Below are 25,809 nucleotides of genomic sequence, written 5' to 3' on the forward strand. Positions count from 1 at the left end.
CATGTCCAAGTCCACCACCCTCAGCCGCGAAGAAGGCCTGTTCGTCAGCAGCGTCCAGTCGGCGCTGATCGACGAGCCGCTGCCGCGCGCCGTCTGGGCCCTGTACCTGATGGCGGCCGTGCTGCTGGTGGGGCTGGTCTGGTCCTCGATCGCCACCGTCGACGAGGTCACCCGCAGCGACGCCCGCATCGTGCCCGACGGCAAGGAGCAGGTCATCGCCAGCCTGGAGTCCGGCACGCTGGGCAAGCTGCTGGTGCATGAAGGCGAGGAAGTCGAGGCCGGCCAGGCGCTGGCCGAGCTCGATCCCACCCGCGCCGAGGCCGCCGAGAACGAGAGCCAGGCCAAGCGCCTGGGCCTGATGGCGCAGGTGGCGCGGCTGCGCGCCGAGGCGCTGGGCGTGCCGCTGAAGTTCCCCGACGAGGTCAAGGGCGTGCAGCGTCTGGTCGACAGCGAGAGCGAGGTCTTCGACACCCGCCGCCGCGTGCTCGACGAGGCGACGTCCAGCATCAACCGCAGCATCGGCCTGCTCGCCACCGAGCAGAAGATGGCGCAGGACATGGCGTCCAAGGGCCTGATGTCCAACGTCGAGGTGATGCGCGTCACGCGCCAGGTCAACGAGCTCCAGCAGCAGCGCAACGAGCGCATCAGCCGTTTCCGCCAGGACGCCAGCACGGAGCTGTCCAAGGCGCAGACCGACCTGGCGCAGCTCGACGAGCAACTGGTCGTGCGCCGCGACGCGGTCACGCGCTCGGTGCTGAAGTCGCCGGTCAAGGGCCTGGTCAAGAACATCAAGATGAACACGGTCGGCGGGGTGATCACGTCCGGCTCGCCGATCATGGAGATCGTGCCCATCGGCCCCCGCATCCTGGTCGAGGCGCGCATCAAGCCCAAGGACATCGGTTACGTGCAGGTCGGGCAGACGGCGATCGTCAAGCTCAACGGCTACGACTTCAACGTCAACGGCGGCCTGCACGGCAAGATCGAGTACGTCAGCCCCGACGCCCTGGGCGAGACCGAGAAGAACAACGAAGGCACCTACTACCGGGTGCTGATCACCGCCGAGCACAACACGCTGCGCGCCAAGGGCGAGCCGCTGCCGGTCATCCCCGGCATGACGGCGATGGTGGATATTCGCACCGGCGAGCGCTCGGTGCTGAGCTACTTGTTGCGCCCGATGATGAAGTCGAAAGAGGCGCTGCGAGAGCGCTGAACTGGCCGGTCCGGCGCCGCCTTATCGGCGCTTCGGTTTGCTGCCAAGCTGGTCCAGTAGAGGGCATGGGAAATTGCTTGCAGTACGCGTGACCATGACCATCTCGACTCCACGCCGGAGCCCGCGGCGTACCTCCATCTTTCGCCTGAGCGCCGGCGCAGCCGTCGTGCTGACGGCGCTCGCCAGCTTCAGCGCACCCGTCTGGGCGCAGGATCCGCCGCCGAGCCGCTGCTCCGACGAGCGGACGCTGCCGCCCGCGCAGCTCTCGGCCAAGGACACCGCGCTGCTGGACGTCGGCGATGCCGACCCGCGCTCGCAGCTGCAGGAGCTCGTCAACCGCGCGCTCAATCGCAGCAAGGCGCTGGGCGCCACCCGGCTGCTGACCCTGGCCGCGGAGGCCGACTACCAGGAAGCCAAGGCGCAGCGCCTGCCCACGGTGACGCTGGGCCTGTCGGCCGCCCACACCGGCACCGTGCTGCCGGGCGACGGCCCGGGCAACCACTCGAGCGGCCTGCAGGGACGCGGCTCGCTGAGCGTGACCGCGCCGATCTACGACTCGGGCCGCATCACCAAGCTGACCGAATGGAAGTCACAGCTCCTCGAGGCCGCGCGCTTCGGGCAGTCGAGCGCCGAGGAACAGGTCGCGCTGCAGACGGTGTCGCTGGCGCTGGACCGCGGCCGCTATCAGCTGCAGGCGCAGGTCTACAGCCAGTACGTGCGCAAGATGGCCTGCCTGGTCGAGGCGCTGGACATCATCACCAAGGCCGACCGCGGCCGCGCCAGCGAGCTGGTGCAGGCGCAGAAGAGCCTGCAGCAGGCCGACCTGTCCTATGAACAGACCACGTCCGCGCTGCGCCAGACCGAGGTGCGCCTGAAGCGCTTCGTCGGCGACGAGCTGCCGCGCGGCGCGGCGATGAGCGCGGTGCTGGCGCGCCTGCCCGACCTCAACGAGATGCTGGCCGACGTGATGGTGTCGCCCGACGTGGCGGCCGCCTCGGCCCAGGCGCAGGCGCAGCGCAGCTATGCGGAATCGGTGCGCGCTGGGCAGCAGCCCAGCGTGAGCCTGCTGGTGTCGGGCAACTCGACGGTGGGCCAGGCCCGCCAGACCGACTGGATCGGCGGCGTGACGGTCAACATCCCGATCGTGCAGCCGGGCGCCGACTCGGCGCTGACCTCGGCGCGCCGGCGCGCCCAGGCGGCTTCGCTGCAGCGCGACGAGACCATCGAGGCCAAGCGCTATCGCGTGCAGGAGATGTACGAGGCGGCGTCCTCGTCGCTGGACCGCTCGCGACGGCTGGTCGACATCCTGCGCAACAGCGAACGCGTCCGCGGCTTCACGCTGCAGCAGTGGCAGCAACTCGGCAAGCGCTCCCTGTTCGACGTGATGGCCGCGGAAGGCGATTACTACTCGATGCGGGTCGCCCATGTGAACGCGCTGTACGACGCCCAGCAGGTGGTGGCGATCATCTGGTCCCAGGGCCGGGGGGTCGTGACGCCGTTGCGTTGATCTTGCCTCCAAGCCATGGCTTGAGGCTGTGCAATGATTTGTGTTTATAGATAGGTACAAAACTCCGCTTTTTGTACTAATCTACATGCATGCCAAAGACAGCGCGTGCACTGCTTCAACTTCCTCCCGCCACGCTCGGAGCCCTCGAGAAACTCGGGGCCGACCTTGCGGTCGCGCGCTTGCGCCGCAAAGAATCGCTGAGATCCTGGGCGCAGCGGCTGGGCACCACGGTGCCCACGCTGCGACGGCTGGAATCGGGCGACCCCTCGATCAGCATCGGCATCATTGCCAGCGCGTTGTGGCTCATCCAGCGCGACGGCGAACTGGGCAATCTCGCTTCCCCCGAACACGACCGCGGCGCCCTGGAACTGGACGTCCGCGAAGCCGTCGAACTCGGCCGCGCCCGCGCGCTGGCCGCGGCGCAGGAGCGCCTGCGTTCATCGCATGACAAGGAGTGACATGCGCTGGGACGACTTGCATCTCTGGTATCTGGGCGACCCGTCGGCGCCTGCGTATGTCGGTGCGCTCAGGCTGGTCGCGAACGGCAAGGGCGTGTCGTTGCGATACGGCGCCTCCTGGCTGACCGAGGGCTTCGCGCTGAGCGAGGATCTGCCGCTCAGGGACATCGAGTTCCTGCCGCCCGGCCGGTTGGCGGGCGACAGCCAGCGTGCGGTTGGCGCGGTCGATGACGCGCGTCCGGACCGCTGGGGCGAGAAGGTCATCCGATTCGCCGATCGCCCCAAGCGCCTGTCGTTGATGGAATTCCTGTACTACGCCGGCGATGACCGATTTGGCGCGCTGGGGGTGTCTTCGTCGGCGGTCGCCTATGAGCCCCGGCCGGGCGGCCCGTTGCCTCGCCTCGCCGACGCCCAGGCGCTCAGCGAGGTGGTGGCGAAGATCGAAAGTTCGGAGCCGCTTAGCGCGATCGAGGCGAGGCTCATCGCTGGCGGTGGCAGTCCGCTGGGCGGCGCGAAGCCGAAGGCGCTCATCGACATCGGCGGCGAACAATGGGTGATCAAGTTCTACAGCGGGGAAGCGGTCGATTCACCGCTGGTCGAGCACGCGACGATGACGCTGGCCGCGCGAGCAGGCATCACGGTGGCAGAGACGCGCATCGTTCCGTTGGCCGGCGCCAGCGCGATCGCCATCCGGCGCTTCGACCGATGCGACGGTCGACGCATTCACAGCATGTCCGCGGGAACGGCCATCCGTGCGGCCACGCCCTCCGGCATGGAGCCGGAGATGGGCTATCCCGAGCTGGCGCGACTGCTTCGTCGCATCGGGGTGGCGCGGGACGGCATCAACCGGCAGGACGCGCGCGAGCTGTTCCGCCGCATGGTGTTCAACATGCTGCTGGACAACACGGACGACCATGAGAAGAACCATGCGCTGCTGGTGGTGAGCCCGCATGAGAACGGGCGTCTGCGCCTGGCGCCGGCGTATGACGTGTTGCCGACCCACTCGGGGCAGGGCTGTCAGGAATTCATCTGCGGCGCTCTGGGCCAGGAATCGACCCTGGAGAACGCCATGTCGCAATGCGAGGCGTTTGGCCTGCAACCGGAAGAGGCGGCGGAAGAAGTGGTTGCGGTCATCGATGTCGTGAACGGCTGGCGGCAGCACTTCGCCGAGGTCGGCGTGACCGCTCGCGACATCGACCTGCTCGCTGAAAGCGTCGATGGCGACGCCCTGCGGGTCCAGCGCGAAAGTTTCGATCCGAGCCGCCACGCGTCGCCCGTGCGCCGAACCCGTAGGCCGGGGCCCTTCGGGCGCGCCTGAATCTTCCGATTCCCCAAAGAAAAAAACCGCCCCGAAGGGCGGTTTTCGCATTCAGCCGAAGCTGATTACTTGCGCAGGGCGCGGCGGCGCTGGGCGAAGCCCAGGCCCGCCAGGGCCAGGCCGGCCAGGGCGAGGGAGCCCGGTTCCGGCACGTTGATCACCAGGGAGCCGTCCAGCGTCGACTGACGGATCAGGCCGCCGCCAGCGTTCCACAGCTGGTCCGGGGTCGGGATCGGGGGATCGACGTTGGTGTCCAGCACCCAGCTCACCGAGATGTTGTTGTTCAGCCAGTTGCTGTACAGCGTGCCCAGACCGTCACCAGAGTTGAAGAAGTTCTGGATGAAGGTGTCGCCACCCGCGTAGCTGTAGTCAACGTAGCCGCTGACATTCAGGTTGGTCAGCTGGATGTCCGAACCGGTGACGATCAGGCGCAGGACTTCCTTGCCGTCGTTGGGGTCGGTCGCCGCGCTTTGGTAGAACACCCTGAACACGCCGGTGTTGTAGCGCACGAAGTCGGAGACGCCGTCGCCATCGCCGTCCACGGTCACGCCCTGGATCTCGTACTCGTAGGTCAGGCCCCAGGCGCCGCCCAGGCCGCCGACGTTGCCGAAGCCGTAGGCCGGGAAGCCCACGCCACCGACGAAGCCGTTCAGGTCGGTCGGGTTCTGCGGGTTGTTCAGCGAGTCGATGTTGGTCTGCGCCGGCGCGTTCGGGTAGCTGAACGAGGCGGTGCCACCGCTCAGCGTGGGCTTGGTGCCCGCGCTGAAGCCGTAGCCGTTCATCACGGACGGGATGTTGGTGTCGATCACCGTGGTGCCGGGCGTGGCCGGCGAACCCAGGTAGATCGAGGTCGCCAGCGTGCCGCTGTAACCCAGTTGGTCGAACACGGTGGTGTTCGTCGAGCCATTGGGCTCCGGAACGAAGTCCTGGCCGGTGTTGATGTACAGCGGGGCCGCCATCGCCGGCAACGTCGCAGCGGCCAGCGCGGTGGCGGCCAGTGCGAGCTTTGCTTGCTTGAACATGTGTCTCTCCTTGAGGATGCGTCTTGCCAGATGCACGTTAGGAAGCGGCACGTGCCGGCTTCTTGCCCGGGATCAAAGCGAGGACCGTGCCAATGCACTTTCATCCTTGTGAATCAAGGACTTGGTAATCGGATGCGGGAATCCTCGGCGCTTGCTGTCAAGTTTTTCGACAGCGGCCTGGCCCACATTTCGGGGGTGTCGAGGGGGTGTCGCGACGCGTGGGGCAGGGGTGGGACCGAGGGCGATCGGCGCGTGCTTTCGTCCCGTTTTTCGGCCGATGGCCGTCATGGCGGCAGGCGCATACTCGGCGGCTGCGTCCCGCAGACCGGTCCCGCGAACCGGCGGTGGCGCGATTCGAATACAGGGAGACCCCATGAGCCGCGACACGCCCTCCGGTTTTACTTTCGATTACGACCGCGCCTTCTCGCGCAATATCGGCTGGGTCACCCGGGATGAACAGCAGCGGCTGCGCCGCGCCCGCGTCGCGGTGGCCGGATTGGGTGGCGTCGGCGGCGCCCATGTACTGACCTTGTCGCGTCTGGGGATCGCCAATTTCAATATCGCGGACTTCGATGAATTCGATGTCCACAACATGAATCGGCAGGCTGCGGCCTTCATGTCGTCGATGGGCCGGCCCAAGATCGAGGTCGTCGCCGAAATGGCCCGCGACATCAATCCGGAAAGCGATATCCGCCTGTTCCGCGACGGCGTCACCGACGCCAACCTCGATGATTTCCTGAAGGATGTCGACGTGTATGTCGACAGCCTCGACTTCTTCGTGCTGGAGGTGCGCCGCAAGGTGTTTCGCCGCTGTCGCGAACTGGGCATTCCCGCGATGACCGCCGCTCCTCTGGGCATGGGCACCGCCTTCCTCTACTTCAGCCCCACCGGGATGAGTTTCGAGGACTATTTCCAGGTCGAGGGCGCGGCGCACGAGGAGCAATATGCGCGCTTCATCGCCGGGGTATCGCCGGCCATGCTCAGCCGGCAGTATCTGGTGGATCCCGAGGCGGTGAATTTCAAGGAACGGCGCGGCCCGTCGACCGGTATGGCCTGCGAGTTGTGCGCCGGCGTCATGGGCACGAATGTGCTGAAGCTGCTGTTGAATCGCGGCCCCTTGCGCGCGGCGCCCTGGGGCATGCATTTCGATGCCTATCGCGGCACGCTCAAGCACACCTGGCGGCCCGGCGGAAACTCCCACCCGCTGCAGCGCCTGCTGATCGCGCTGATCAAGCCGGTGCTCCGCGGGCGCTGAACCGGGGGTTTTCCCGGCCGGTCCAGGAGGGATTCGAGGGCCCCCCACAGGGGGATTCGGGGGGCTCCGCTAGCACGGAATTCCATCACGTCAGGAAGGGATCGCCCTCAGTCCAGGGGGTTCCACACCCGGGCGCGCTGAGGTGCAATCCGGGCAGCTTCCTGCAGGGGTGGACATGTTGAAGAACACTGGACTGAAGATCGCTTCCATCAAGGCGGCACAGACCGCGCTGCTGGCCGTCGCCACGGTGCTGGCCGGCTGCTCGACCACCGGCAGCCTGCCGCCCGCGCCGGTGTCCGCCTCGCAGGCCGACTACAGCTACGTGGTCGGCGCCGGCGACAACCTCAACATCATCGTGTGGCGCAATCCGGAACTGTCGCTGACCGTGCCCGTACGCCCCGACGGCAAGATCGCCGCCCCGCTGATCGACGAGCTGCCGGTGCAGGGCAAGAACTCGGTCGAGATCGCCCGCGACATCGAGAAGCAGCTCGGCAAGTACGTGCGCGATCCGGTCGTCACCGTGATCGTCACCAGCTTCATCGGCCCGTACAGCGAGCAGATCCGCGTCGTGGGCGAGGCCGCCAAGCCGCAGTTCCTGCCCTACAAGCAGAAGATGACGCTGCTGGACGTGATGATCGCCGTCGGCGGCCTGACCGATTTCGCGGCCGGCAACTCCGCCACCATCCTGCGCACCGCCGAGGGCAACAAGCAGTACTCGGTGCGTCTGAAGGACCTGATCCGTCGCGGCGACGTCTCCGCCAACGTCGAGATGCGCCCGGGCGACATCCTGATCATTCCGCAGAGCTTCTTCTGACCGCCGCCCGGCCGGTCCGCGCGCCCGCGGCGCGACGGCCCGGTCCGGTCCCGGCCAGTCCCGCCCGTTTCCCGAAGTACCGGCCCGTTCCCGACCGGGCCTCGACCGGCGCCGACGCCGGCGCAACCGAGATCGCCGCATGGATTCCCTCATCGCGCAATTGATGGCCGTCTTCAAGCGGATGTGGCGCTACCGCTGGCCGGGGCTGATCGCCGCCTGGCTGGTGGGCATCGCCGCCGCCATCGTGGTGTTCGTCGTGCCCGACCGCTACGAGGCCAGCGCCCGCGTCTACGTGGACACCCAGTCCATCCTCAAGCCGCTGATGTCCGGCATGGCCGTGCTGACCAACACCGAGCAGCAGGTCAACATGCTCAGCCGCACGCTGATCAGCCGCCCCAACGTCGAGAAGCTGGTGCGCATGGCCGACCTGGACCTCAAGGCCACCAGCAAGTCCGACCAGGAAGCGCTGATCGACCGGGTCACGCGCAACCTCTCGATTCAGACGGCCGGCAACTCGGCCAACAACCTGTACCTGCTGTCCTACCGCGACTCCTCGCCGGAGATCTCCAAGAAGGTCGTCGCCTCGCTGCTGTCGATCTTCATGGAGTCCAGCCTGGGCGCCAGCCGCAAGGACAGCACCACCGCCGCGGCCTTCCTGAACGAGCAGATCAAGACCTACGAGACCAAGCTCGAGGAGGCGGAAGCGCGGCGCAAGGAATTCCGGCTGCGCAACCTGCAGCTGACGCAGGCCGACGGCAAGGACGCCGCGTCGCGCCTGGCCGAGGCCAGCAACCAGCTCGAGGCCGCCCGGCTGCAGCTGCGCGAGGCGATGAACGCCCGCGACGCCGCCCGGCTGCAGATCGAGATGGAGCGCAAGCGCAGCCAGCCCGGCACCAGCCTGCAGAGCCTCATGCAGGAGAGCTCGCAGAAGTTCGCGACGCCCGAACTGGACAACCGCATCGCCGAGCTCAAGCGCAGCCTGGACCAGCTGCAGCAGCGCTACACCGACCAGCATCCGGACATCGTCAACATCAAGCGCCAGATCCGCGACCTGGAAGAGCAGCGCAAGCGGGAAGTGGCCGACCTGCAGAAGGCCGCGCTGGCCAACCCGGTGCCCACCGGCGGCCCCAATGACAGCCTGGCCAACCAGGAGCTGGCCCGCATCCTGGCCGCCAAGGAGGTCGAGGTGGCGCAGATCCGCGCCCGCGTCGACGAATTCGGCGCGCGCTACGCCTCCGCGCAGGGCGCGATCAAGCTGGCGCCGCAGCTCGAGGCCGAGTTCGCCCAGCTCAACCGCGACTACGACATCATCAAGAAGAACTACCAGGAGATGGTCGAGCGCCGCGAATCGGCCTCGCTGTCGACCGACCTGGACAACACCTCGGGCGTCGCCGATTTCCGCATCATCGACCCGCCGCGCGCCTCGCCCAAGCCGGTGGCGCCGAACCGGCTGATGCTGCTGGCCGCCGGCATGGTGGTGGCGCTCGGCGCCGGCCTGGTCACCGCCTTCGCGGCCAGCCAGATCCGCCCGGTGTTCCACGACCTCAACGAACTGCGCCACCGCCTGGAGCTGCCGATCCTGGGCGCCGTCTCGCGCCAGGAGACGCCGGAGGACCGGCGCCGCGTCAAGGTGGACCTGCTGCGCTTCGGCGTCGCGTCGGGCAGCCTGGTCAGCCTGTACGCCATGGGCCTGATCGGCATGGCCATCTGGATCAGCCGCCAGGCCGGGTGAGGGGAGTTTTCGCATGACGAGCCTGATCGAACAAGCCGCGCAGCGGCTCGAGCAACTCAAGCAAGCCGGCGTCGACGTCGGCCTGGCCACCGCGGCCGCGCCGGCGGTGACACCGACACCAACCTCGACATCGGCCGCGCCCGCGACCGTCGTGCCGATCCCGGCCCCGGCGGTGATCCGATCGCCCGGCGACGTGAGTTCCAAGCGGGTCGACCTCGACCTGGACGCGCTCGCGGCGCAGGGCTTCCTGACGCCGAACGCGCCGCGCACGGTGATGGCGGACCAGTACCGCAACATCAAGCGCCCGCTGATCCGCAACGCGATGAACAAGGGTGCCTCGACCCTCAATCACGCCAACCTGATCATGGTGACCAGCGCGCTGCCCGGCGAGGGCAAGAGCTTCACCTCCCTGAACCTGGCCATGTCGATCGCGGCCGAGTTCGACAACACCGTGATGCTGGTGGACGCCGACGTCGCCCGCCCGTCGATGCTGCGCATGCTGGGCCTGCCGCCCGGCCCCGGCCTGCTGGACGTGCTGGAGAAGGAGGCCGACATGGCCAGCGTCCTGCTCAAGACCAACGTCGACAAGCTGACGCTGCTGCCCAGCGGCCGCCCGCACTCGCGCGCCACCGAGCTGCTGGCCAGCGACGCGATGAGCGCGCTGCTGGACGACATGGCCAAGCGTTATCCGGACCGGATCATCATCTTCGACAGCCCGCCGCTGCTGCTGACCACCGAGTCGCGGGTGCTGGCCACGCACATGGGCCAGGTCGTCATCGTCGTGCAGGCCGAGCGCACGCCGCAGAGCGCGGTGCAGCAGGCCGTCGCGGCCATCGAGCACTGCCCGCTCAAGATGCTGCTGCTCAACCAGGCCAGCAACAAGCGCAGCAGCGGCTACGGTTATGGCTACGGCTACGGGTATGGCTACGGTTACGGTTATGGCCAGGCCGATGGCCAGGGCGACGCGCAACCCGGCGCGGACCGGGCCTGACACGATGACGCGGGCCTTCGACCTTCGCCGCCGGCCGCTGTCCCGGGTCGCCCTGGCCGCGCTGGGCCTGGTCGCCGCCGTGGCGCAGGCGCCCGCCGTCGCGCAGGAGGAGGCCGCGTCCGCCGGCGGATCGCGCAAGGGCATCGCGGTGATCCCGCGGATCAGCGTCTCGGAGACCTGGACCGACAACCTCGCGCTGTCGCCCGACAACTCGCGCGACCGCGCCTTCATCACCACCGTCTCGCCGGGGGTGACGATCGCCAGCAGCAGCGGCGCGATCCGCGGCAGCTTCGACTACACGCTCGACGGCATCGTCTACGCCAAGAGCGAGCGCGACAGCCGGCTCCAGAACCAGCTCAGCACCCGCTTCACCGCGGAGCTGGTGCAGACGGCGCTGTACGTGGACGTCACCGGCAACATCAGCCAGCAGGCGATCTCGGCCTTCGGCCAGCAGTCGCCCGACGGCACGCTGGACAGCCCCAATCGCACCGAGACCCGCATGCTGCAGGTCTCGCCGTACTGGCGCGGGCGGCTGGGCAGCGCCGCGACCTTCGAGCTGCGGGCCACCGGCCAGATGCGCGACTCCAGCGAGGGCGGCGCCGGCGCGGCCAGCGGCAGCGGCAACAGCAAGGAAGGCTCGCTGATGCTGAACCTGGCCGGCCCGGCCGGGCGCCAGCTCAACTGGGGGCTCAACGCCTCCACCAGCCGCATGCATTTCGAGCAGACCGGCATCGACTATCGCACCACCAGCGTGGTGGGCTCGCTGAACTGGGTGCCGGACGTCGACTGGATGCTGGGCGTCACCGGCGGGCGCGAGCGCAGCGACTACTTCGGCCCGGAGACCACCTCGGTCTACGGCGCCAACCTGCGCTGGTCGCCGGGGCCGCGGACCAAGCTGGCCGCCGACTGGCAGCACCACAGCTACGGCAACAGCCACAACCTGAGCTTCGAGCACCGCATGTCGCAGCTCGCGCTGCGGGTCAACAGCAGCCAGAGCGTCAACACCGGCGAGACGCCGACGCAGGCCACCAACTACCAGCTGCTGGACCTGCAGTTCAGCGGCACCGAGCCCGACCCGGTCAAGCGCGACGCGCTGGTGCGCGCGCTGCTGGCGGCGCTGGGCCTGAGCCCGAACTCGTTCAGCGGCGCCGGCTTCCTGAGCAACACCGCGACGCTGCAGCGCCGCACCGACGTGTCGCTGATCTGGAGCGGCCCGCGGCTCACCACCACCTTCAGCGCCAACGACAACAACAGCCGGCGCATCAACACCGCGCCGACGGGCAGCGGCGACCTGGCCCTGACCGACCGGGTGCGCCAGCGCGGCGCGACGGTCTCGGTCGGCTACCGCCTCACCCCGCTGGCCAATGCCAACCTGAGCTACTCGCGGCAGAACTCCCGCGGCGACGGCGTCGGCGGCAACGACATGCGGTCGCTGACCGCCAACCTCACGCTCCGGCTGGGGCCGCGCAGCGATGCCGCCTTCGGCCTGCGCCAGACGAAGTTCGACGACACCAGCCTGTTCGCCAACAGCTATCAGGAACACGCGATCTACGCATCGCTGACCCAGCGCTTCTAAAGCAGTCACCGTCATGTACGAGGCCTTCTACGGGCTGGCCAGCAAGCCGTTCCAGCTCAGTCCCGACCCCAGCTTCTACTTCGGCAGCAAGCAGCATCGCCGCGCCAAGGCCTACCTGGACTACGGCGTCCTGCGCAGCGACGGCTTCATCGTCATCACTGGCGAGATCGGCGCCGGCAAGACGACGCTGGTGCGCGGGCTGCTCGACAGCCTGAACCGCAGCAACGTCGTCATCGGCAACGTGGTCACCACGCAGCTGGACGCCGAGGACACGCTGCGCCTGGTGGGCGCGGCCTTCGGCGTGCGGGTCAAGGACCTGCCCAAGAGCGAGCTGCTGATGGCGCTGGAGGCCTTCTTCGTCAGCGAGGCCAGCCGCGGCAAGCGCTGCCTGCTGATCGTGGACGAGGCGCAGAACCTCACCGCACGCGCGGTCGAGGAACTGCGCATGCTGTCCAACTTCCAGTTCGGCAACCAGTCGCTGGTGCAGACCTTCCTGGTCGGGCAGCCGGAGTTCCGCGCCATCCTGCAGCGGCCCGAGATGGAGCAGTTCCGCCAGCGCATCGCGGCCAGCTGCCACATCGGCCCGCTGGACGAGGAGGACACCCAGCGCTACATCGAGCACCGTCTCAAGTGCGCCGGCGCGAGCGGCAAGCCCAGCTTCGACGCCGACGCCTTCACCGCGCTGCACCGCGCCAGCCACGGCATCCCGCGGCGCATCAACACGCTGTGCGACCGCCTGCTGCTGCTGGGCTTCATGCACGAGAACCCGCACCTCACCGCGGCCGATGTCGACGAGGTGGTCGAGGACCTGTCCAAGGAATCGGCCTCGGCGCCCGCGCCGGCGCTGCATGCTGCGGAGCTCAACGGCCATGCGTCCGGCGCGGAGCTGGCGGTCGACCTGGACCTGTCGCGGCTGCGCGCGCGGGTGGGGCAGGGCGGCATGAACGGCGAGCTCGGCGCGCTGGCCGACGAACTCGCCGGCCTGGGTCTGGACGGCCAGGACGCGCGGCTGCAGCGCATCGAGGACAGCCTGATGCGCCTGGAACGGATCAACCAGCAGACGCTGGCGCTGCTGCAGAAACTGGTGGGAGCGATGCGATGAGCCCGAACCGCACGGTGATCCGCAATGCGATGAGCATCGACGTCGAGGACTACTTCCAGGTCTCCGCCTTCGCGCCCTACATCGCGCGCGGCGACTGGGACGCGCGCGAATGCCGCGTCGAGCGCAACGTCCATCGCATCCTGGACCTGCTTGACGCGAAGGGCGTGAAGGCGACCTTCTTCACGCTGGGCTGGATCGCGCAGCGTTATCCGCAGCTGGTGCGCGAGATCGTCGCGCGCGGCCATGAACTCGCCAGCCATGGCTTCGGCCATGAGCGCGCCAGCGACCTGGACCGCGCCTCCTTCCAGAAGGACGTCGGCGACGCGAAGGCGCTGCTCGAGGACCTGGGCGGCGTCGAGGTCAAGGGCTACCGCGCGCCGAGCTTCTCGATCGGCAAGGACAACCTCTGGGCCTTCGACGTGCTGCGCGACTGCGGCTACCGCTACAGCTCCAGCGTCTATCCGATCCAGCACGACCACTACGGCATGCCCGATGCGCCGCGCTTCGCGCATGAGGTGCGCCCGCGCCTGATCGAGGTGCCGGTGACCACGCTGCGCTTCCGGGGCAAGAACTATCCGAGCAGCGGCGGCGGCTGGTTCCGGCTGCTGCCCTACGGCGTCACCCGCTGGATGATCGAGCGCTTCAACCGCATCGAGGGCCGCAGCGCGGTCTTCTATTTCCATCCGTGGGAGATCGATCCGGCGCAGCCGCGCATCCCCGGCATCGATGCGAAGACGCGCTTCCGCCATTACGTCAACATCGACCGCACCGAGTCGCGCATCGAGCAGCTGCTCGGCGACTTCGCCTGGGCGCGGATGGACGAGCTCTTCCNCGGCGCCGAGCGGCAGGCGGCATGAGCGCGGCAGCACCGGCCCTCCCGGACGTCGACACGCAGCGCGGCGCCCCGGCCTCCGCCCACGCATCCTCCGGAGCGGGCGCGGCGGCCCAACTGGAGGTCAAGCAGCTGCAGGTCGACGACGCCGCCACGGCGCGGCGCTGGGACGAGTTCGTGCGCGGCTGTCCGTCCGCGACCTTCTTCCATCTCTCGGGCTGGCAGCGCGTCATCCAGCGCCAGTTCAAGCACCGCTGCTTCTTCTTCTACGTCGAGCGCGACGGCCGCATCGAAGGCGTGCTGCCGCTGGCCGAGGTCAAGAGCCGGCTGTTCGGCCATGCGCTGGTGAGCCTGCCCTTCGCCGTCTATGGCGGCGTGGCCGCCGAGACGCCCGAGGCGGCCGACCATCTGGAGCAGATGGCGCAGCGCCTGTGCCAGACGCTGTCGCCCGATCACCTGGAGCTGCGCAACATCCAGCGCCGTCACCAGGACTGGCCGCACCAGGACCTGTACGTCACCTTCCGCAAGGAGATCCTCGAGGACGAGGAGGCCAACATGCTGGCCATCCCGCGCAAGCAGCGCGCGATGGTGCGCAAGGGCATCAAGAACGCGCTGAAGGCGGAGATCGACCGCGACGTGAAGCGCTTCTTCGCGCTGTACGCGGACAACGTCCATCGCCACGGCACGCCGGCGATGCCGCGGCGCTACTTCCAGGCGCTGCTGGACGAGTTCGGCGACGCGGCCGAGGTGCTGATCGTCACCGGCCCGCAGGGCGAGCCGCTGTCCGGCGTGCTGAGCTTCTACTTCCGTGACGAGGTGCTGCCGTACTACGCCGGCGACGCGGTCGCGGCGCGCGACCTGGCCGCCAACGACTTCAAGTACTGGGAGCTGATGCGCCGCGCCTGCGCGCGCGGGCTCAAGGTCTTCGACTACGGCCGCAGCAAGCAGGGCACCGGCAGCTATGCGTTCAAGAAGAACTGGGGCTTCGAGCCGACGCCGCTGAACTACGAGTACCGCCTCTACAAGCGCGACGCGGTGCCGCAGAACAACCCCAGCAATGCCAAGTACCAGCTGATGATCAAGGCCTGGCGCCGCCTGCCGATCGGCGTGGCCAACTGGCTCGGGCCGCACATCGTGCGCAGCCTCGGCTGAGGAGGGCACCGTGGCCGACATCCTCTACCTGGTCCACCGCCTGCCGTATCCGCCCAACAAGGGCGACAAGCTGCGCTCGTACCACCTGCTCAAGCACCTGACCGCGCAGCACCGGGTGTGGCTGGGCACCTTCGTCGACGATGCCGAGGACTGGGCCCATGTGCCGGCGCTGCAGGCGCAGTGCGAGGAGGTCTTCGCCGCCGACCTGAACCCGCTGCTGGCGCGCGTGGCCAGCCTGCGCGGCCTGGCCACCGGCGAGGCGCTGAGCCTGCCCTACTACCGCCACCGCGCGATGCGCGACTGGATCGCGCAGCTCGCGCGGCGCCAGCGCTTCGACGCGGTCGTGGTGTTCTCGTCGACGATGGCGCAGTACGCCGAGCAACTGCGCGAGATCGCGGGCCCGGTGCCGATGCTGATCGACTTCGTCGACGTGGACTCGGCCAAGTGGACCGACTACGCCAAGGCGCACCGCTGGCCGATGTCGTGGCTGTATCGCCGCGAGGGCCGCGAGCTGCTCGCCTACGAGCGCCGCGTCGCCGAGCAGGCGCGCTGCTCCTTCTTCGTCACCGAGGGCGAGAAGGCGCTGTTCCAGCGTCTGTCCGCCACCGGCGCGCCGATCGAGGCGCTGAGCAACGGCGTCGACAGCGGCTACTTCGCGCCGCTGCCGCAGCAGGCCAACCCCTTCGAGGCGGACGAGCTGCCGCTGGTCTTCACCGGCGCGATGGACTACTGGCCCAACGTCGACGCGGTGCAGTGGTTCACCGCCGAGGTGCTGCCGCAGCTGCGCCAGCGCTGGCCGACGCTGCGCTTCACCATCGTCGGCCGCGCGCCGACGCCGGCGGTGCTGGCGCTGGCCGGCGACGCGGTGCGTGTCACCGGCACGGTGCCGGACGTGCGGCCCTACCTGCAGCACGCGGCTGCGGTCGTGGCGCCGCTGCGCCTGGCGCGTGGCGTGCAGAACAAGATCCTGGAGGCGATGGCCGTCGGCCGCCCGGTCGTGGCGGCGCGCAGCTGCGTCGAGGCGCTGGGCGCCGATGGCGTGCTGGCCGGCCAGGACCTGCTCTCGGCCGACAGCGCCGCCGATTACCTCGAGCTGGTCCACGCGCTGCTGAGCGCGCCCGCGCGCGCCCAGGCCATCGGCCAGCAGGCTCGCGAGCGGGTGCTGCGCCAGTTCAGCTGGCAGGCCCATCTGGCCAAGCTCGACGGCTACCTGCCGCGCGAGACGGCGCAGGGACAGGCGGCATGAGCGCAGCGCAGGGCCGTCCCAAGCAAGCTCGCGTCCCCTTGGGGGACCGGCCGTGGCGGGCCACGGGCGAGGGGCTCACATGAGCGCTACTACCCCGTCCGCGCTGCCCGAGCGAGGCATTCCTGCCACCTGGCGTCGTCCCCTCGCGGTGCTGGTCCTGCTGACCATCGCTCTGCTGCTGCTGTACCGCCAGACCGCGCTGGGCATGGTCACCATCTGGTGGCGCTCCGGCACCTTCACCCATGCCTTCCTGGTACCGCCGATCGCGCTGTGGCTGGCCTGGCGCCGGCGCGAAATGGTCGCGCCGCTGACGCCGCGGCCGGTGCCCGGGCTGGCGCTGCCGATCGCGCTGCTCGGCGCGATCTGGCTGTTCGCCGACTTCGCCGCGATCAACGCCGCCACCCAGTTCGCGCTGGTGGCCATGCTGGTGCTGCTGGTGCCGGCGGTGCTGGGCTGGCGCGTCGCGCGCGAGATGGCCTTCCCGCTGGGCTTCCTCTTCTTCTGCGTCCCGGTGGGCGAGTTCCTGCTGCCGCAGCTGATGGACTGGACGGCGAAGTTCACCGTCCTCGCGCTGCGGCTCAGCGGCCTGCCGGTCTACCAGGAAGGCCTGCAGTTCATCATCCCGAGCGGCCAGTGGTCCGTCGTCGAGGCCTGCTCCGGCGTGCGCTACCTGATCGCCTCGGCGATGGTGGGCACGCTCTACGCCTACCTCAGCTACCACTCGACGCGGCGTCGCCTGGGCTTCATCGCCTTCGCGCTGGCGCTGCCGCTGGTGGCGAACTGGGCCCGCGCCTACCTGATCGTCATGATCGGCCATCTGTCGGGCAACACCCTGGCGGTGGGCGTGGACCACCTGATCTACGGCTGGCTGTTCTTCGGCGTCGTGATGCTGGCGATGTTCCTGATCGGCGCGCGCTGGTCGCAGCCGGAGTTGCCGCTGGTCCCACCGGCCCGCGAGGCCGCCGCGCCCGCGACCCGGGCCAGGGGCTGGGGCGCGACCGTCGCCGTGCTGCTGGCCGTCGCACTGCCCGTGGCCGCGGGGGCCTGGCTGCGCCAGGGCCACTCGGCCCCGATCGACACGCTGCCCGCCGTGGCCGCGGCACCGGGCTGGCAGGCCCAGGTCGTGCCCTCGGACGCGTGGACGCCCGACTTCGAAGGCGCCAATGCCACGCGCCACCAGCAGTTCACCGGACCGGCGAACCAGCCGCGCGTGGGCCTGCACCTGCAGTATTTCCGCGACCAGGACTACGAACGCAAGCTGGTGAGCTCCAGCAACGCGGTCGTGTCGCCGGAGAACAAGCAGTGGGCCGTGACCGGCCGCGGCACGGTGGACGTCGTGCCGGCCGGCGCGGACGGCCGCGCCGCCGCGGCGATCCCGCTGCTGAGCACGCAGGTGCGCGCCTCCTCGCTGGACGCGGTGACCGCGCCGCGGATGCTGATGTGGCATGTCTACTGGATCAATGGCCGACCGATGACCAGCGCCTGGCGCGCGCGGGTCTGGGGCGCGCTGGAGCGGCTGCGCGGGCAGGGCGACGACGCCGCGTTGGTGCTTGTCTACACCGAGGCCGACGAGCAGGCGCCGCGCCGGCTCGATGCCTTCCTGAGCCAGCACTGGGCCGCGATCGACGCCGAGCTGCGCCAGGTGCGCGATGCCGGCCAGCGCGGCGCGGCAACGGGAGCCGCGCGATGAGCGCCGGCATGAGCGTCGAGCGCGCGATGGCCGTGGCCGACGAGCGGCCGCTGGTGCTGCACGTGATGTACCGCTTCGACACCGGTGGTCTCGAGAACGGCGTGGTGAACCTGATCAACCACATGCCGGCGAAGGACTACCGGCACGCGATCGTCGCGCTGACCGAGGTCACCGATTTCCGCAAGCGCCTGCAGCGCGACGACGTCGAGTGCTTCGCGCTGAACAAGCCGCCGGGGCAGGGCTTCTGGCTTTATCCGAAGCTGTACCGGCTGTTCCGCACGCTCCGGCCCGCGATCGTGCACAGCCGCAACCTGGCCGCGCTGGAGGTGCAGCTGCCCGCGTGGGCCGCGCGCGTGCCGGTGCGCATCCACGGCGAGCATGGCCGCGACGTTGGCGACCTGGACGGCCGCAACCGCGCCTACCAGCGCGTGCGCCGCTTCTACAAGCCCTTCGTCTCGCACTACATCGCGCTGTCGCGCGACCTGGGCGAGTACCTCACCGGCCCGGTCGGCGTGCCGCCGGCGCGCGTGAGCCAGTTCGTCAACGGCGTCGACACGCAGCGCTTCCAGCGCCAGCACGCCGAGCCCATCCCCGGCTGCCCCTTCGATCCGGCCGCGCACTGGCTGATCGGCACCGTGGGCCGCATGGCGCCGGTCAAGGACCAACTGATGCTGACGCGCGCTTTCATCGCGATGATCGGCGCGGCCCCGGAGCTGCGCGAGCGCGCGCGTCTGGTGCTGGTCGGCGACGGTCCGCTGCGGGCGCAGTGCCAGGCGCTGCTCGACGAGGCGGGCCTGAGCGCGCTGGCCTGGCTGCCGGGCGAGCGCACCGACGTGCCGGCCGTGATGCGCGGCCTGCATGTGTTCGCGCTGCCGTCGCTGGCGGAAGGCATCTCCAACACCATCCTGGAGGCGATGGCCAGCGGGCTGCCGGTGGTGGCGACCGAGGTCGGTGGCAATGCGGACCTGGTCACGCGCGACGAGAGCGGCCTGCTGGTCCCCGCCGCCGCGCCCGAGGCGATGGCCGCGGCGCTGCTGGCGCTGGCGCGCGATCCGGCGCGGGCGGCGGCGATGGGCGAGGCCGGCCGCGCGCGCGTCGAGCGCGACTTCAGCATGCGCGCCATGGTCGCCCGCTACCAGGGGCTGTATGACTCGCTGCGCGGCCACCGTGCCGGCGCCGACAAGAACAACTGAGGGATAGGCAGGGGAACGAGCATGTGCGGAATCAGCGGACTCTTCGACACCCGGGGGCGGCGCGACTTCGATGGCGCGCTGATGCATCGCATCAACGACTCGCTGCACCACCGCGGCCCGGACGAAGGCTCCATCCACCTGCAACCGGGACTGGCCTTCGGCCACCGCCGGCTGTCGATCATCGACATCGCCACCGGCCAGCAGCCGCTGTTCAACGCGGACCATTCGGTGGGCATCGTCTTCAACGGCGAGATCTACAACTACCAGCAGCTCACCGAGGAGCTGACCGCGCTGGGCTACGTCTTCCAGACCAAGAGCGACACCGAGGCCATCGTCCACGCCTGGTCGGCCTGGGGCGAGGACTGCGTGCACAAGCTGCGCGGCATGTTCGCGTTCGTGCTGTGGGACCAGGCGCGCGACCAGCTCTTCATGGCGCGCGACCGGCTCGGCGTGAAGCCGATGTTCTACGCGCTGCTGGACGACGGCACGCTGGTCTTCGGCTCCGAGCTGAAAGCGCTGCTCGCGCACCCGGCGATGAAGCGCGACATCGTGCCGCAGGCGGTCGAGGAGTACTTCGCGCTGGGCTACGTCGCCGAACCGCGCACCATCTTCCGCCAGGCGCTGAAGCTGCCGCCCGCGCACACGCTGGTCATCAAGCGCGGCGACCAGCGCCTGGGCCAGCCGCGCCGCTACTGGGACGTCAGCTTCACCACGGACAACAAGATCGACGAGGTCCAGGCGCAGGAGGAACTGACGCGCCGCCTGCGCGAGGCGGTCAAGCTGCGGCTGATCTCGGAGGTGCCGCTGGGCGCCTTCCTGTCGGGCGGCGTGGACTCCAGCGCGGTGGTCGCGATGATGGCCGGCGAGACCAACGGCCCGGTCAAGACCTGCTCGATGTCCTTCGACGATCCGCAGTACAACGAGTCCGAATTCGCGCAGATGGTCGCGGACCGCTACCAGACCGACCACCACGTGGAGATGGTCCAGAGCGACGACTTCGACCTGATCGACACGCTGGCGCGGCTCTACGACGAGCCCTATGCCGACAGCTCCGCGATCCCGACCTACCGCGTCTGCCAGCTCGCGCGCAAGCATGTGACGGTGGCGCTGTCGGGTGATGGCGGCGACGAGAGCTTCGGCGGCTACCGCCGCTACAAGCTGCACATGATGGAGGAGCGCATGCGCGCCAGCCTGCCGCTGGGGCTGCGCAAGCCGCTGTTCGGCACGCTGGGCCGGCTCTATCCGAAGGCGGACTGGGCGCCGCGCGTGTTCCGCGCGAAGACGACCTTCCAGGCGCTGGCGCGCAACTCGGTGGAGGCCTACTTCCACACGATGTCCGTGATCCGCGACAACGAGCGCATGCCGCTGTACAGCGCGCGCTTCAAGTCGGAGCTGGGCGGCTACAACGCGCGCGAGCTGTTCCTGCAGCATGCCGAGCGCGCCGGCACCGACGATCCGCTGGCGCTGATCCAGTACATCGACCTGCAGACCTACCTGGTCGGCGACATCAACACCAAGGTGGACCGCGCGTCGATGGCGCACTCGCTGGAGGTGCGCGAGCCGCTGATGGACCACCCGCTGGTCGAGTGGCTAGCCACGCTGCCGTCCCACATGAAGCTGCGCGGCGGCGAGGGCAAGTACCTGTTCAAGAAGACGCTTGAGCCGCATCTCCCGAACGACGTGCTCTACCGGCCCAAGATGGGCTTCGCGGTGCCGCTGGCGCGCTGGTTCCGCGGGCCGCTGCGCCAGCGCGTGCGGGGCGCGCTGCTGGGCGGACCGCTGGCGGATTCGGGGCTGTTCGACCTCAAGGCCGTCGGCGCGATGGTCGAGCAGCATGAGAACGGCTCGCGTGATCACAGCACGCCGCTGTGGACGCTGCTGATGTACGACGCGTTCCTGCGCAACGTCATGGGCGCGTCCTCGATGCGCGAGGCCGCTTGACCGGCCCGGCGAAGCAGACGGCATGAAGATCCTGTATCACCATCGCACCGCGTCCAAGGATGGCCAGGCGGTTCACATCGAGGAAATGATCGGCTCGCTGCGCGCGCTCGGCCACGAGGTGCGCGTCGTCGCGCCGGGCGGCGAATCCGCGCCGGAAGAGAAATCGAAGATGGGCGACGACGCCGGCTGGGTGCATCGCCTGCGCGCCAAGCTGCCCAAGTTCGTCTACGAGCTGCTGGAGCTGGCCTACTCGCTGGTGGCTTACCGCCGCCTGGCCGCCGCGGCGCGCGAGTTCCAGCCCGACCTGATCTACGAGCGCTACAACCTCTACCTGCTCAGCGGGCTGATGCTGAAGAAGCGGCTCGGCCTGCCGCTGCTGCTGGAGGTGAACGCGCCGCTGGTGGACGAGCGCGCCAGGTTCGGCGGCTTGGCGCTGCCGCGCGTCGCGCGCTGGGCCGAGGACACGGTCTGGCGCGGCGCCGACGCGGTGCTGCCGGTGACGCGGGTGCTGGGATCGATGGTCGCCACGCGCGGCGTGCCGGTCGAGCGCATGGTCGTGATCCCCAACGGCATCAACGAGGCCCACTTCGACGCCGCGCCTTCGCCCGCCGAGGCCAAGCGCGCGCTGGGCTGGGACGACGCGCTGGTGCTGGGCTTCACCGGCTTCGTGCGGGACTGGCACGGCATGGACAAGGTGATCCGCTGGATGGCCACCGCCGCGGCGCCCGCGAGCGCGCGGCTGCTGATCGTCGGCGACGGCCCGGAGCGCGCCAACCTGGAGCGGCTGGCCGCCGAGCTCGCGCTGGGCGAGCGCGTGCGTTTCACCGGCGTGGTCTCGCGCGACGAGGTGCCGGCGCACGTGGCCGCCTTCGACATCGCGTTGCAGCCGGCGGTGGTGGCCTACGCGTCGCCGCTCAAGCTCTTCGAGTACCTGGCGCTGGGCAAGGCCATCGTCGCGCCGAGCACGCCCAACATTGAGGAAGTGCTGGATGACGGCCTCAACGCGCTGCTTTTCGATCCCGCCGAGGCCGGTGCGCTGGAGACGTGCCTGGCGCGTCTGGCCTCGGACGCCGCGCTGCGCGAGCAGCTGGGGCAGGGCGCCCGCGCCACCATCGGCCGCCTGCACCTGACCTGGCACGGCAACGCCGAGCGCGTGGTCGCGCTGGGCCAGTCGCTGCGGGCCGGCCGCGGCGTGGCCGGCGCGGCCCGGCCCACGGATGCGAGGGTCTGAGCGTGCTCAAGCTGCTGACCTTCTCGACGCTGTACCCGAGCGCGGTGATGCCCAGCCACGGCATCTTCGTGGAGACGCGCCTGCGCCACCTGGTGGCCTCGGGCCAGGCCGAGTCGCGCGTGATCGCGCCGGTCCCCTGGTTCCCGCTCAAGGGCGAGCGCTTCGGCGAATACGGCAAGTTCGCCGCCACGCCGGCGCGCGAGTCGCGCCACGGCCTGGAGGTCGAGCATCCGCGTTTCATCCGCCTGCCCAAGGTCGGCATGAGCAGCGCGCCCTACACGCTGGCCTGGACCTTCCTGCGCGCGGCCAGGCGCCTGCAGGCGCGGGGCCATGACTTCGACCTGATCGACGCGCACTACTTCTATCCCGACGGCGTGGCCGCGGCCTTCGTCGCCAAGGCGCTGAACAAGCCGCTGGTGATCACCGCGCGCGGCACCGACATCAACCTCATCCCCGAGTACCCGTTCCCGCGCAAGCTGATCCTGCGCGCGGCTGAGCAGGCCGACGCGATGATCACCGTCTGCGAGGCGCTCAAGGACGAGCTGGTCGCGCTGGGCGCCGATGCGGCGAAGGTGACCGCGCTGCGCAACGGCGTGGATCTGGCGCTCTTCCATCCCGGTGGACGCGAGAACGCGCGCGCCGCGTTGCAGCTCGCGCCGGGTCGCTTCACGCTGGCCTCGGTGGGCCACCTCATCGAGCGCAAGGGCCATGAGCTGGTGATCGGCGCGCTGGCCGAGCTGCCCGACGTCGACCTGCTGATCGCCGGCGCCGGCCCCGAGGAGGGCGCGCTGCGCCGCCTCGCGGTGCAACTGGGCGTGAACTCGCGCGTGCGCTTCCTGGGTGCGCTGCCGCAGGCGCGCCTGCGCGAGGTCTATGCCGGCGTGGACGCGCTGGTGCTGGCCTCCAGCCGCGAAGGCTGGGCCAACGTGCTGCTGGAGGCGATGGCCTGCGGCACGCCGGTGGCGGCGTCGAAGGTCTGGGGCACGCCCGAAGTCGTGGCCGCGCCCGAGGCCGGCGAACTGATGCCCGAACGCAGCGCCGCCGGCGTGGCCGAGGCGGTGCGCCGGCTGCGCGCCGCGCCGCGCGACCGGTCCGCGACCCGTCGTTATGCCGAGCGCTTCAGCTGGGAGGCGACGACGCAGGGCCAGCTTGATCTCTTCCACCGCATCCTGGCCGCGCGGCGGTCGCCGGAGCTGCGCCATGCGTGACCTGCTGATGCTGGGCCTGTTCACGGCCCTGATCTACAAGACCTTGAAGGACCCGCTCTGGGGCGTGCTGGGCTGGGTGTGGATGGGCGTGATGAACCCGCACCGGCTGGCCTACGGCTTCGCGCACGACGCGCCGTGGTCGATGCTGATCGCGCTGACGCTGTTCCTGAGCCTGCTGATCCACCGCGACAAGCTGGTGAAGTTCCCGGTCAACGCGGTCACGATCCTGCTGGGGATCTGGATCGTGTGGATCGGCGTGTCGCCCCTGCTGTTCTCGTTCTATCCCGACAAGGAGATGCACTTCTGGTCGCGCGCCTTCAAGGTGCTGCTGATGGTGCTGGTGTCGCTGCTGGTGGTGCAGCGCCGGCGAGACCTGGACTGGCTGGTGCTGGTGCTGGTGGTCTCGATCGGCTACTACGGCATCAAGGGCGGCGTGTTCACCGTGCTGTCGGGCGGCTCGGCGCGGGTGTGGGGGCCGGAGGGCTCCTTCATCGAGGACAACAACTCGCTGGCGCTGGCGACCATCATGACGGTGCCGCTGATCCGCTACCTGCAGCTGCAGTCGACCCAGCGCTGGCAGCGGCACCTGGCGACGGTGGCGATGCTGCTGTGCATGGCCTCGGCGGTGGGCTCGCAGTCGCGCGGGGCCTTCCTGGCGATCGTGATGATGTCCTTCTTCATGTGGCTCAAGAGCCGCAACAAGCTGCCGCTGGCACTGGTGGTGCTGGTGGCGTTGCCGCTGATCTTCGTCTTCATGCCGGACAGCTGGACCGACCGGATGGAGACCATCAGGACCTACGACCAGGACGCGTCGGCCATGGGCCGCATCAACGCCTGGCAGATGGCCTGGCGGCTGGCGACCGACCTGTTCCCGTTCGGCGGCGGCTTCACCGTGGCGGGGGCGGCGGTGTTCGCGAAGTACGCGCCCGATCCCTCGATCCCGCTGACGGCCCACAGCATCTACTTCCAGGCGATGGGCGAGCACGGCTTCATGGGGCTGGCGCTGTTCGTGGGCATCTTCGCGATGACCTGGCGACTGGCCGGCGCGACGATCCGCGCCAGCAAGGCCGAGCCGGACCTGCAGTGGGCGCGCGACCTGGCGGCGATGTGCCAGGTGGGCTTGATCGGCTACGCCACCGGCGGGGCCTTCCTGAGCCTGGTCTATTTCGACCTGCCGTATTACCTCGTGCTGATCGTCGTGGTGGTGAACCGGATCGTCGCGGCCGAGATGGCGCAGCGCAAGCAGGCCGCGATCGCCGCGGGCCAGCGGCCGCGCGACGTCCATTCGCCGTACTGGGGGAGCGCCTGATGCTGGCGGGGCTGAGCCTGCTGGGCTGGCCGCGCGGCGAGTCCGCGCTGAGCATCCTGATCTACCACCGCGTGCTGCCGTCGCCCGACGCGCTGCGCCCGGGCGAGATCGACGCGGCGCGCTTCGAGGCGCAGGTGGCCTTCCTGGCGCGGCATTTCACGCTGATGACCGTCAGCGACGCCGCGGCCGCGCTGCGCGAGCGTCGCCTGCCGCGGCGCGCGGCCTGCATCACCTTCGACGACGGCTATGCCGACAACTGGACCGTGGCCCATCCGATCCTGGCGCGCCACGGCGCGCGCGCGACGGTGTTCGTCGCCACCGGCTACCTCAACGGCGGCCGCATGTTCAGCGACACGGTGATCGAATTCGTGCGGCGCGTGCCGGGGCCGGTGCTGGACTTGGCGGCGGTGGGCATGGGCGTGCATCCGGTGGCGACGGTGGAGGAGCGGCTGAAGGCGGTGTCGGCGCTGCAGGTGCAGCTGAAGTACCTGGCGCCGGACGAGCGCGAGGCGCAGCTGCGGCGGATGCTGGCGGCGCTGCCGGTGGGCGCGATGCCGGACGACCTGATGCTCACCGACGCGCAGCTGCGGCAACTGGCCGACGCGGGCCATGAGATCGGCGGCCACACGGTGGACCACACGGTGCTGACGACGCTGACGCCGGACGGCGCGCGCGAGCAGGTGCGCGCCGGGCGCGACCACCTGGCCGCGCTGCTGGACCGGCCGGTGCGCAGCTTCGCGTATCCGAACGGGCGGCCGGTGCGCGACTACGACGCCGGCCATGCGGCCATGCTGCGCGAGCTGGGTTTCGAGGCCGCGGTGAGCACCGCGGCCGGCGTGGCGCTGCCGGGCGCGGACTGCTTCCAGCTGCCGCGCTACACGCCCTGGGGGCGATCGACCGCGATGTTCGCGGCCCGCATGATGCGCAACGCGCGGATGGGCGGGCCGGCGGCGGTCGTCTGAGCGCGCGCCCTCGAGGGCGCGTGACCGATGGCGCGTGACCGATGGCGCGCCAGCGGATGG

21 protein-coding genes are annotated in these 25,809 nt (G+C 69.6%); 20 read left to right on the plus strand and 1 reads right to left on the minus strand.

The window, feature by feature from the left end; translation table 11 throughout:
- The first annotated feature begins 1 nt into the window (after position 1).
- The 4 genes from ACTJKJ_RS10475 to ACTJKJ_RS10490 all read left to right on the plus strand — a co-directional run bounded on the left by ACTJKJ_RS10475 (position 2) and on the right by ACTJKJ_RS10490 (position 4,493).
- Entirely contained in the window at positions 2-1,210 is a 1,209-nt protein-coding gene (locus ACTJKJ_RS10475; protein ID WP_147241965.1) for an HlyD family type I secretion periplasmic adaptor subunit, read from the plus strand.
- A gap of 94 nt (positions 1,211-1,304) precedes the next feature.
- Positions 1,305-2,717, plus strand: a complete 1,413-nt coding sequence (locus ACTJKJ_RS10480; protein WP_147241964.1) for a TolC family protein — start codon at positions 1,305-1,307, stop codon at positions 2,715-2,717.
- An 89-nt stretch (positions 2,718-2,806) separates the two neighbouring features.
- The gene (locus tag ACTJKJ_RS10485) at positions 2,807-3,175 is read left to right on the plus strand and encodes an XRE family transcriptional regulator (protein WP_440820397.1); all 369 of its coding nucleotides are present in this window, start codon (positions 2,807-2,809) and stop codon (positions 3,173-3,175) included.
- Position 3,176: 1 nt separating this feature from the next.
- On the plus strand, positions 3,177-4,493 hold the full coding sequence (locus ACTJKJ_RS10490; protein ID WP_297387785.1) for a type II toxin-antitoxin system HipA family toxin: 1,317 nt from the start codon (positions 3,177-3,179) through the stop codon (positions 4,491-4,493).
- 65 nt (positions 4,494-4,558) lie between these two features.
- Here ACTJKJ_RS10490 and ACTJKJ_RS10495 read toward each other — a convergent pair whose 3' ends face one another.
- Positions 4,559-5,515: a PEP-CTERM sorting domain-containing protein gene (locus tag ACTJKJ_RS10495; protein ID WP_297387782.1), complete on the minus strand. Its 957-nt coding sequence runs from the start codon at positions 5,513-5,515 to the stop codon at positions 4,559-4,561.
- 373 nt (positions 5,516-5,888) lie between these two features.
- Between ACTJKJ_RS10495 and ACTJKJ_RS10500 the strand changes: the two genes are divergently transcribed.
- From ACTJKJ_RS10500 to ACTJKJ_RS10575, 16 genes are all read left to right on the plus strand, one after another.
- The gene (locus tag ACTJKJ_RS10500) at positions 5,889-6,770 is read left to right on the plus strand and encodes a ThiF family adenylyltransferase (RefSeq protein WP_297387779.1); all 882 of its coding nucleotides are present in this window, start codon (positions 5,889-5,891) and stop codon (positions 6,768-6,770) included.
- A 175-nt stretch (positions 6,771-6,945) separates the two neighbouring features.
- The gene (locus tag ACTJKJ_RS10505; RefSeq protein WP_091732823.1) at positions 6,946-7,584 is read left to right on the plus strand and encodes an XrtA/PEP-CTERM system exopolysaccharide export protein; all 639 of its coding nucleotides are present in this window, start codon (positions 6,946-6,948) and stop codon (positions 7,582-7,584) included.
- Between the two features lie 139 nt (positions 7,585-7,723).
- Positions 7,724-9,316, plus strand: coding sequence for an XrtA system polysaccharide chain length determinant (locus tag ACTJKJ_RS10510; protein ID WP_091732827.1), 1,593 nt, complete (start codon positions 7,724-7,726; stop codon positions 9,314-9,316).
- Positions 9,317-9,329: 13 nt separating this feature from the next.
- Positions 9,330-10,307, plus strand: coding sequence for an XrtA-associated tyrosine autokinase (locus ACTJKJ_RS10515; RefSeq protein WP_440820398.1), 978 nt, complete (start codon positions 9,330-9,332; stop codon positions 10,305-10,307).
- Positions 10,267-11,883 (plus strand): TIGR03016 family PEP-CTERM system-associated outer membrane protein, encoded by a 1,617-nt coding sequence (locus ACTJKJ_RS10520; protein ID WP_440820399.1) that lies wholly within the window; start codon positions 10,267-10,269, stop codon positions 11,881-11,883. The genes ACTJKJ_RS10515 and ACTJKJ_RS10520 overlap by 41 nt, the downstream gene beginning before the upstream one ends.
- 13 nt (positions 11,884-11,896) lie before the next feature.
- Entirely contained in the window at positions 11,897-12,985 is a 1,089-nt protein-coding gene (locus ACTJKJ_RS10525; RefSeq protein ID WP_440820400.1) for an XrtA/PEP-CTERM system-associated ATPase, read from the plus strand.
- Positions 12,982-13,842: an XrtA system polysaccharide deacetylase gene (locus tag ACTJKJ_RS10530; RefSeq protein ID WP_440820402.1), complete on the plus strand. Its 861-nt coding sequence runs from the start codon at positions 12,982-12,984 to the stop codon at positions 13,840-13,842. Before ACTJKJ_RS10525 ends, ACTJKJ_RS10530 begins: the two co-directional genes overlap by 4 nt.
- Positions 13,839-14,969, plus strand: a complete 1,131-nt coding sequence (locus ACTJKJ_RS10535; protein ID WP_440820403.1) for a FemAB family XrtA/PEP-CTERM system-associated protein — start codon at positions 13,839-13,841, stop codon at positions 14,967-14,969. Before ACTJKJ_RS10530 ends, ACTJKJ_RS10535 begins: the two co-directional genes overlap by 4 nt.
- 10 nt (positions 14,970-14,979) lie before the next feature.
- Positions 14,980-16,215 carry a TIGR03087 family PEP-CTERM/XrtA system glycosyltransferase gene (locus ACTJKJ_RS10540; protein ID WP_091732851.1) on the plus strand — a complete coding sequence of 412 codons (1,236 nt, stop codon included), beginning with the start codon at positions 14,980-14,982 and terminating at the stop codon, positions 16,213-16,215.
- Positions 16,216-16,294: 79 nt separating this feature from the next.
- Entirely contained in the window at positions 16,295-17,905 is a 1,611-nt protein-coding gene (gene xrtA / locus ACTJKJ_RS10545) for an exosortase A (protein WP_440820404.1), read from the plus strand.
- Positions 17,902-19,098, plus strand: a complete 1,197-nt coding sequence (locus ACTJKJ_RS10550) for a TIGR03088 family PEP-CTERM/XrtA system glycosyltransferase (RefSeq protein WP_440820405.1) — start codon at positions 17,902-17,904, stop codon at positions 19,096-19,098. The genes xrtA and ACTJKJ_RS10550 overlap by 4 nt, the downstream gene beginning before the upstream one ends.
- A gap of 21 nt (positions 19,099-19,119) precedes the next feature.
- Positions 19,120-21,039, plus strand: a complete 1,920-nt coding sequence (locus tag ACTJKJ_RS10555) for an XrtA/PEP-CTERM system amidotransferase (protein ID WP_440820406.1) — start codon at positions 19,120-19,122, stop codon at positions 21,037-21,039.
- Positions 21,040-21,061: 22 nt separating this feature from the next.
- Positions 21,062-22,270 (plus strand): glycosyltransferase family 4 protein, encoded by a 1,209-nt coding sequence (locus ACTJKJ_RS10560; protein ID WP_440820407.1) that lies wholly within the window; start codon positions 21,062-21,064, stop codon positions 22,268-22,270.
- Between the two features lie 47 nt (positions 22,271-22,317).
- The gene (locus ACTJKJ_RS10565; RefSeq protein ID WP_440820521.1) at positions 22,318-23,478 is read left to right on the plus strand and encodes a glycosyltransferase family 4 protein; all 1,161 of its coding nucleotides are present in this window, start codon (positions 22,318-22,320) and stop codon (positions 23,476-23,478) included.
- Complete coding sequence (locus tag ACTJKJ_RS10570; RefSeq protein WP_440820408.1) at positions 23,471-24,787, plus strand: putative O-glycosylation ligase, exosortase A system-associated; 1,317 nt, start codon at positions 23,471-23,473, stop codon at positions 24,785-24,787. Before ACTJKJ_RS10565 ends, ACTJKJ_RS10570 begins: the two co-directional genes overlap by 8 nt.
- Positions 24,787-25,749: a polysaccharide deacetylase family protein gene (locus ACTJKJ_RS10575; protein ID WP_440820409.1), complete on the plus strand. Its 963-nt coding sequence runs from the start codon at positions 24,787-24,789 to the stop codon at positions 25,747-25,749. The genes ACTJKJ_RS10570 and ACTJKJ_RS10575 overlap by 1 nt, the downstream gene beginning before the upstream one ends.
- Positions 25,750-25,809: the final 60 nt, after the last annotated feature.

Source organism: Roseateles sp. 22389 (genome assembly GCF_052044995.1).
GTDB lineage: Bacteria > Pseudomonadota > Gammaproteobacteria > Burkholderiales > Burkholderiaceae_C > Roseateles.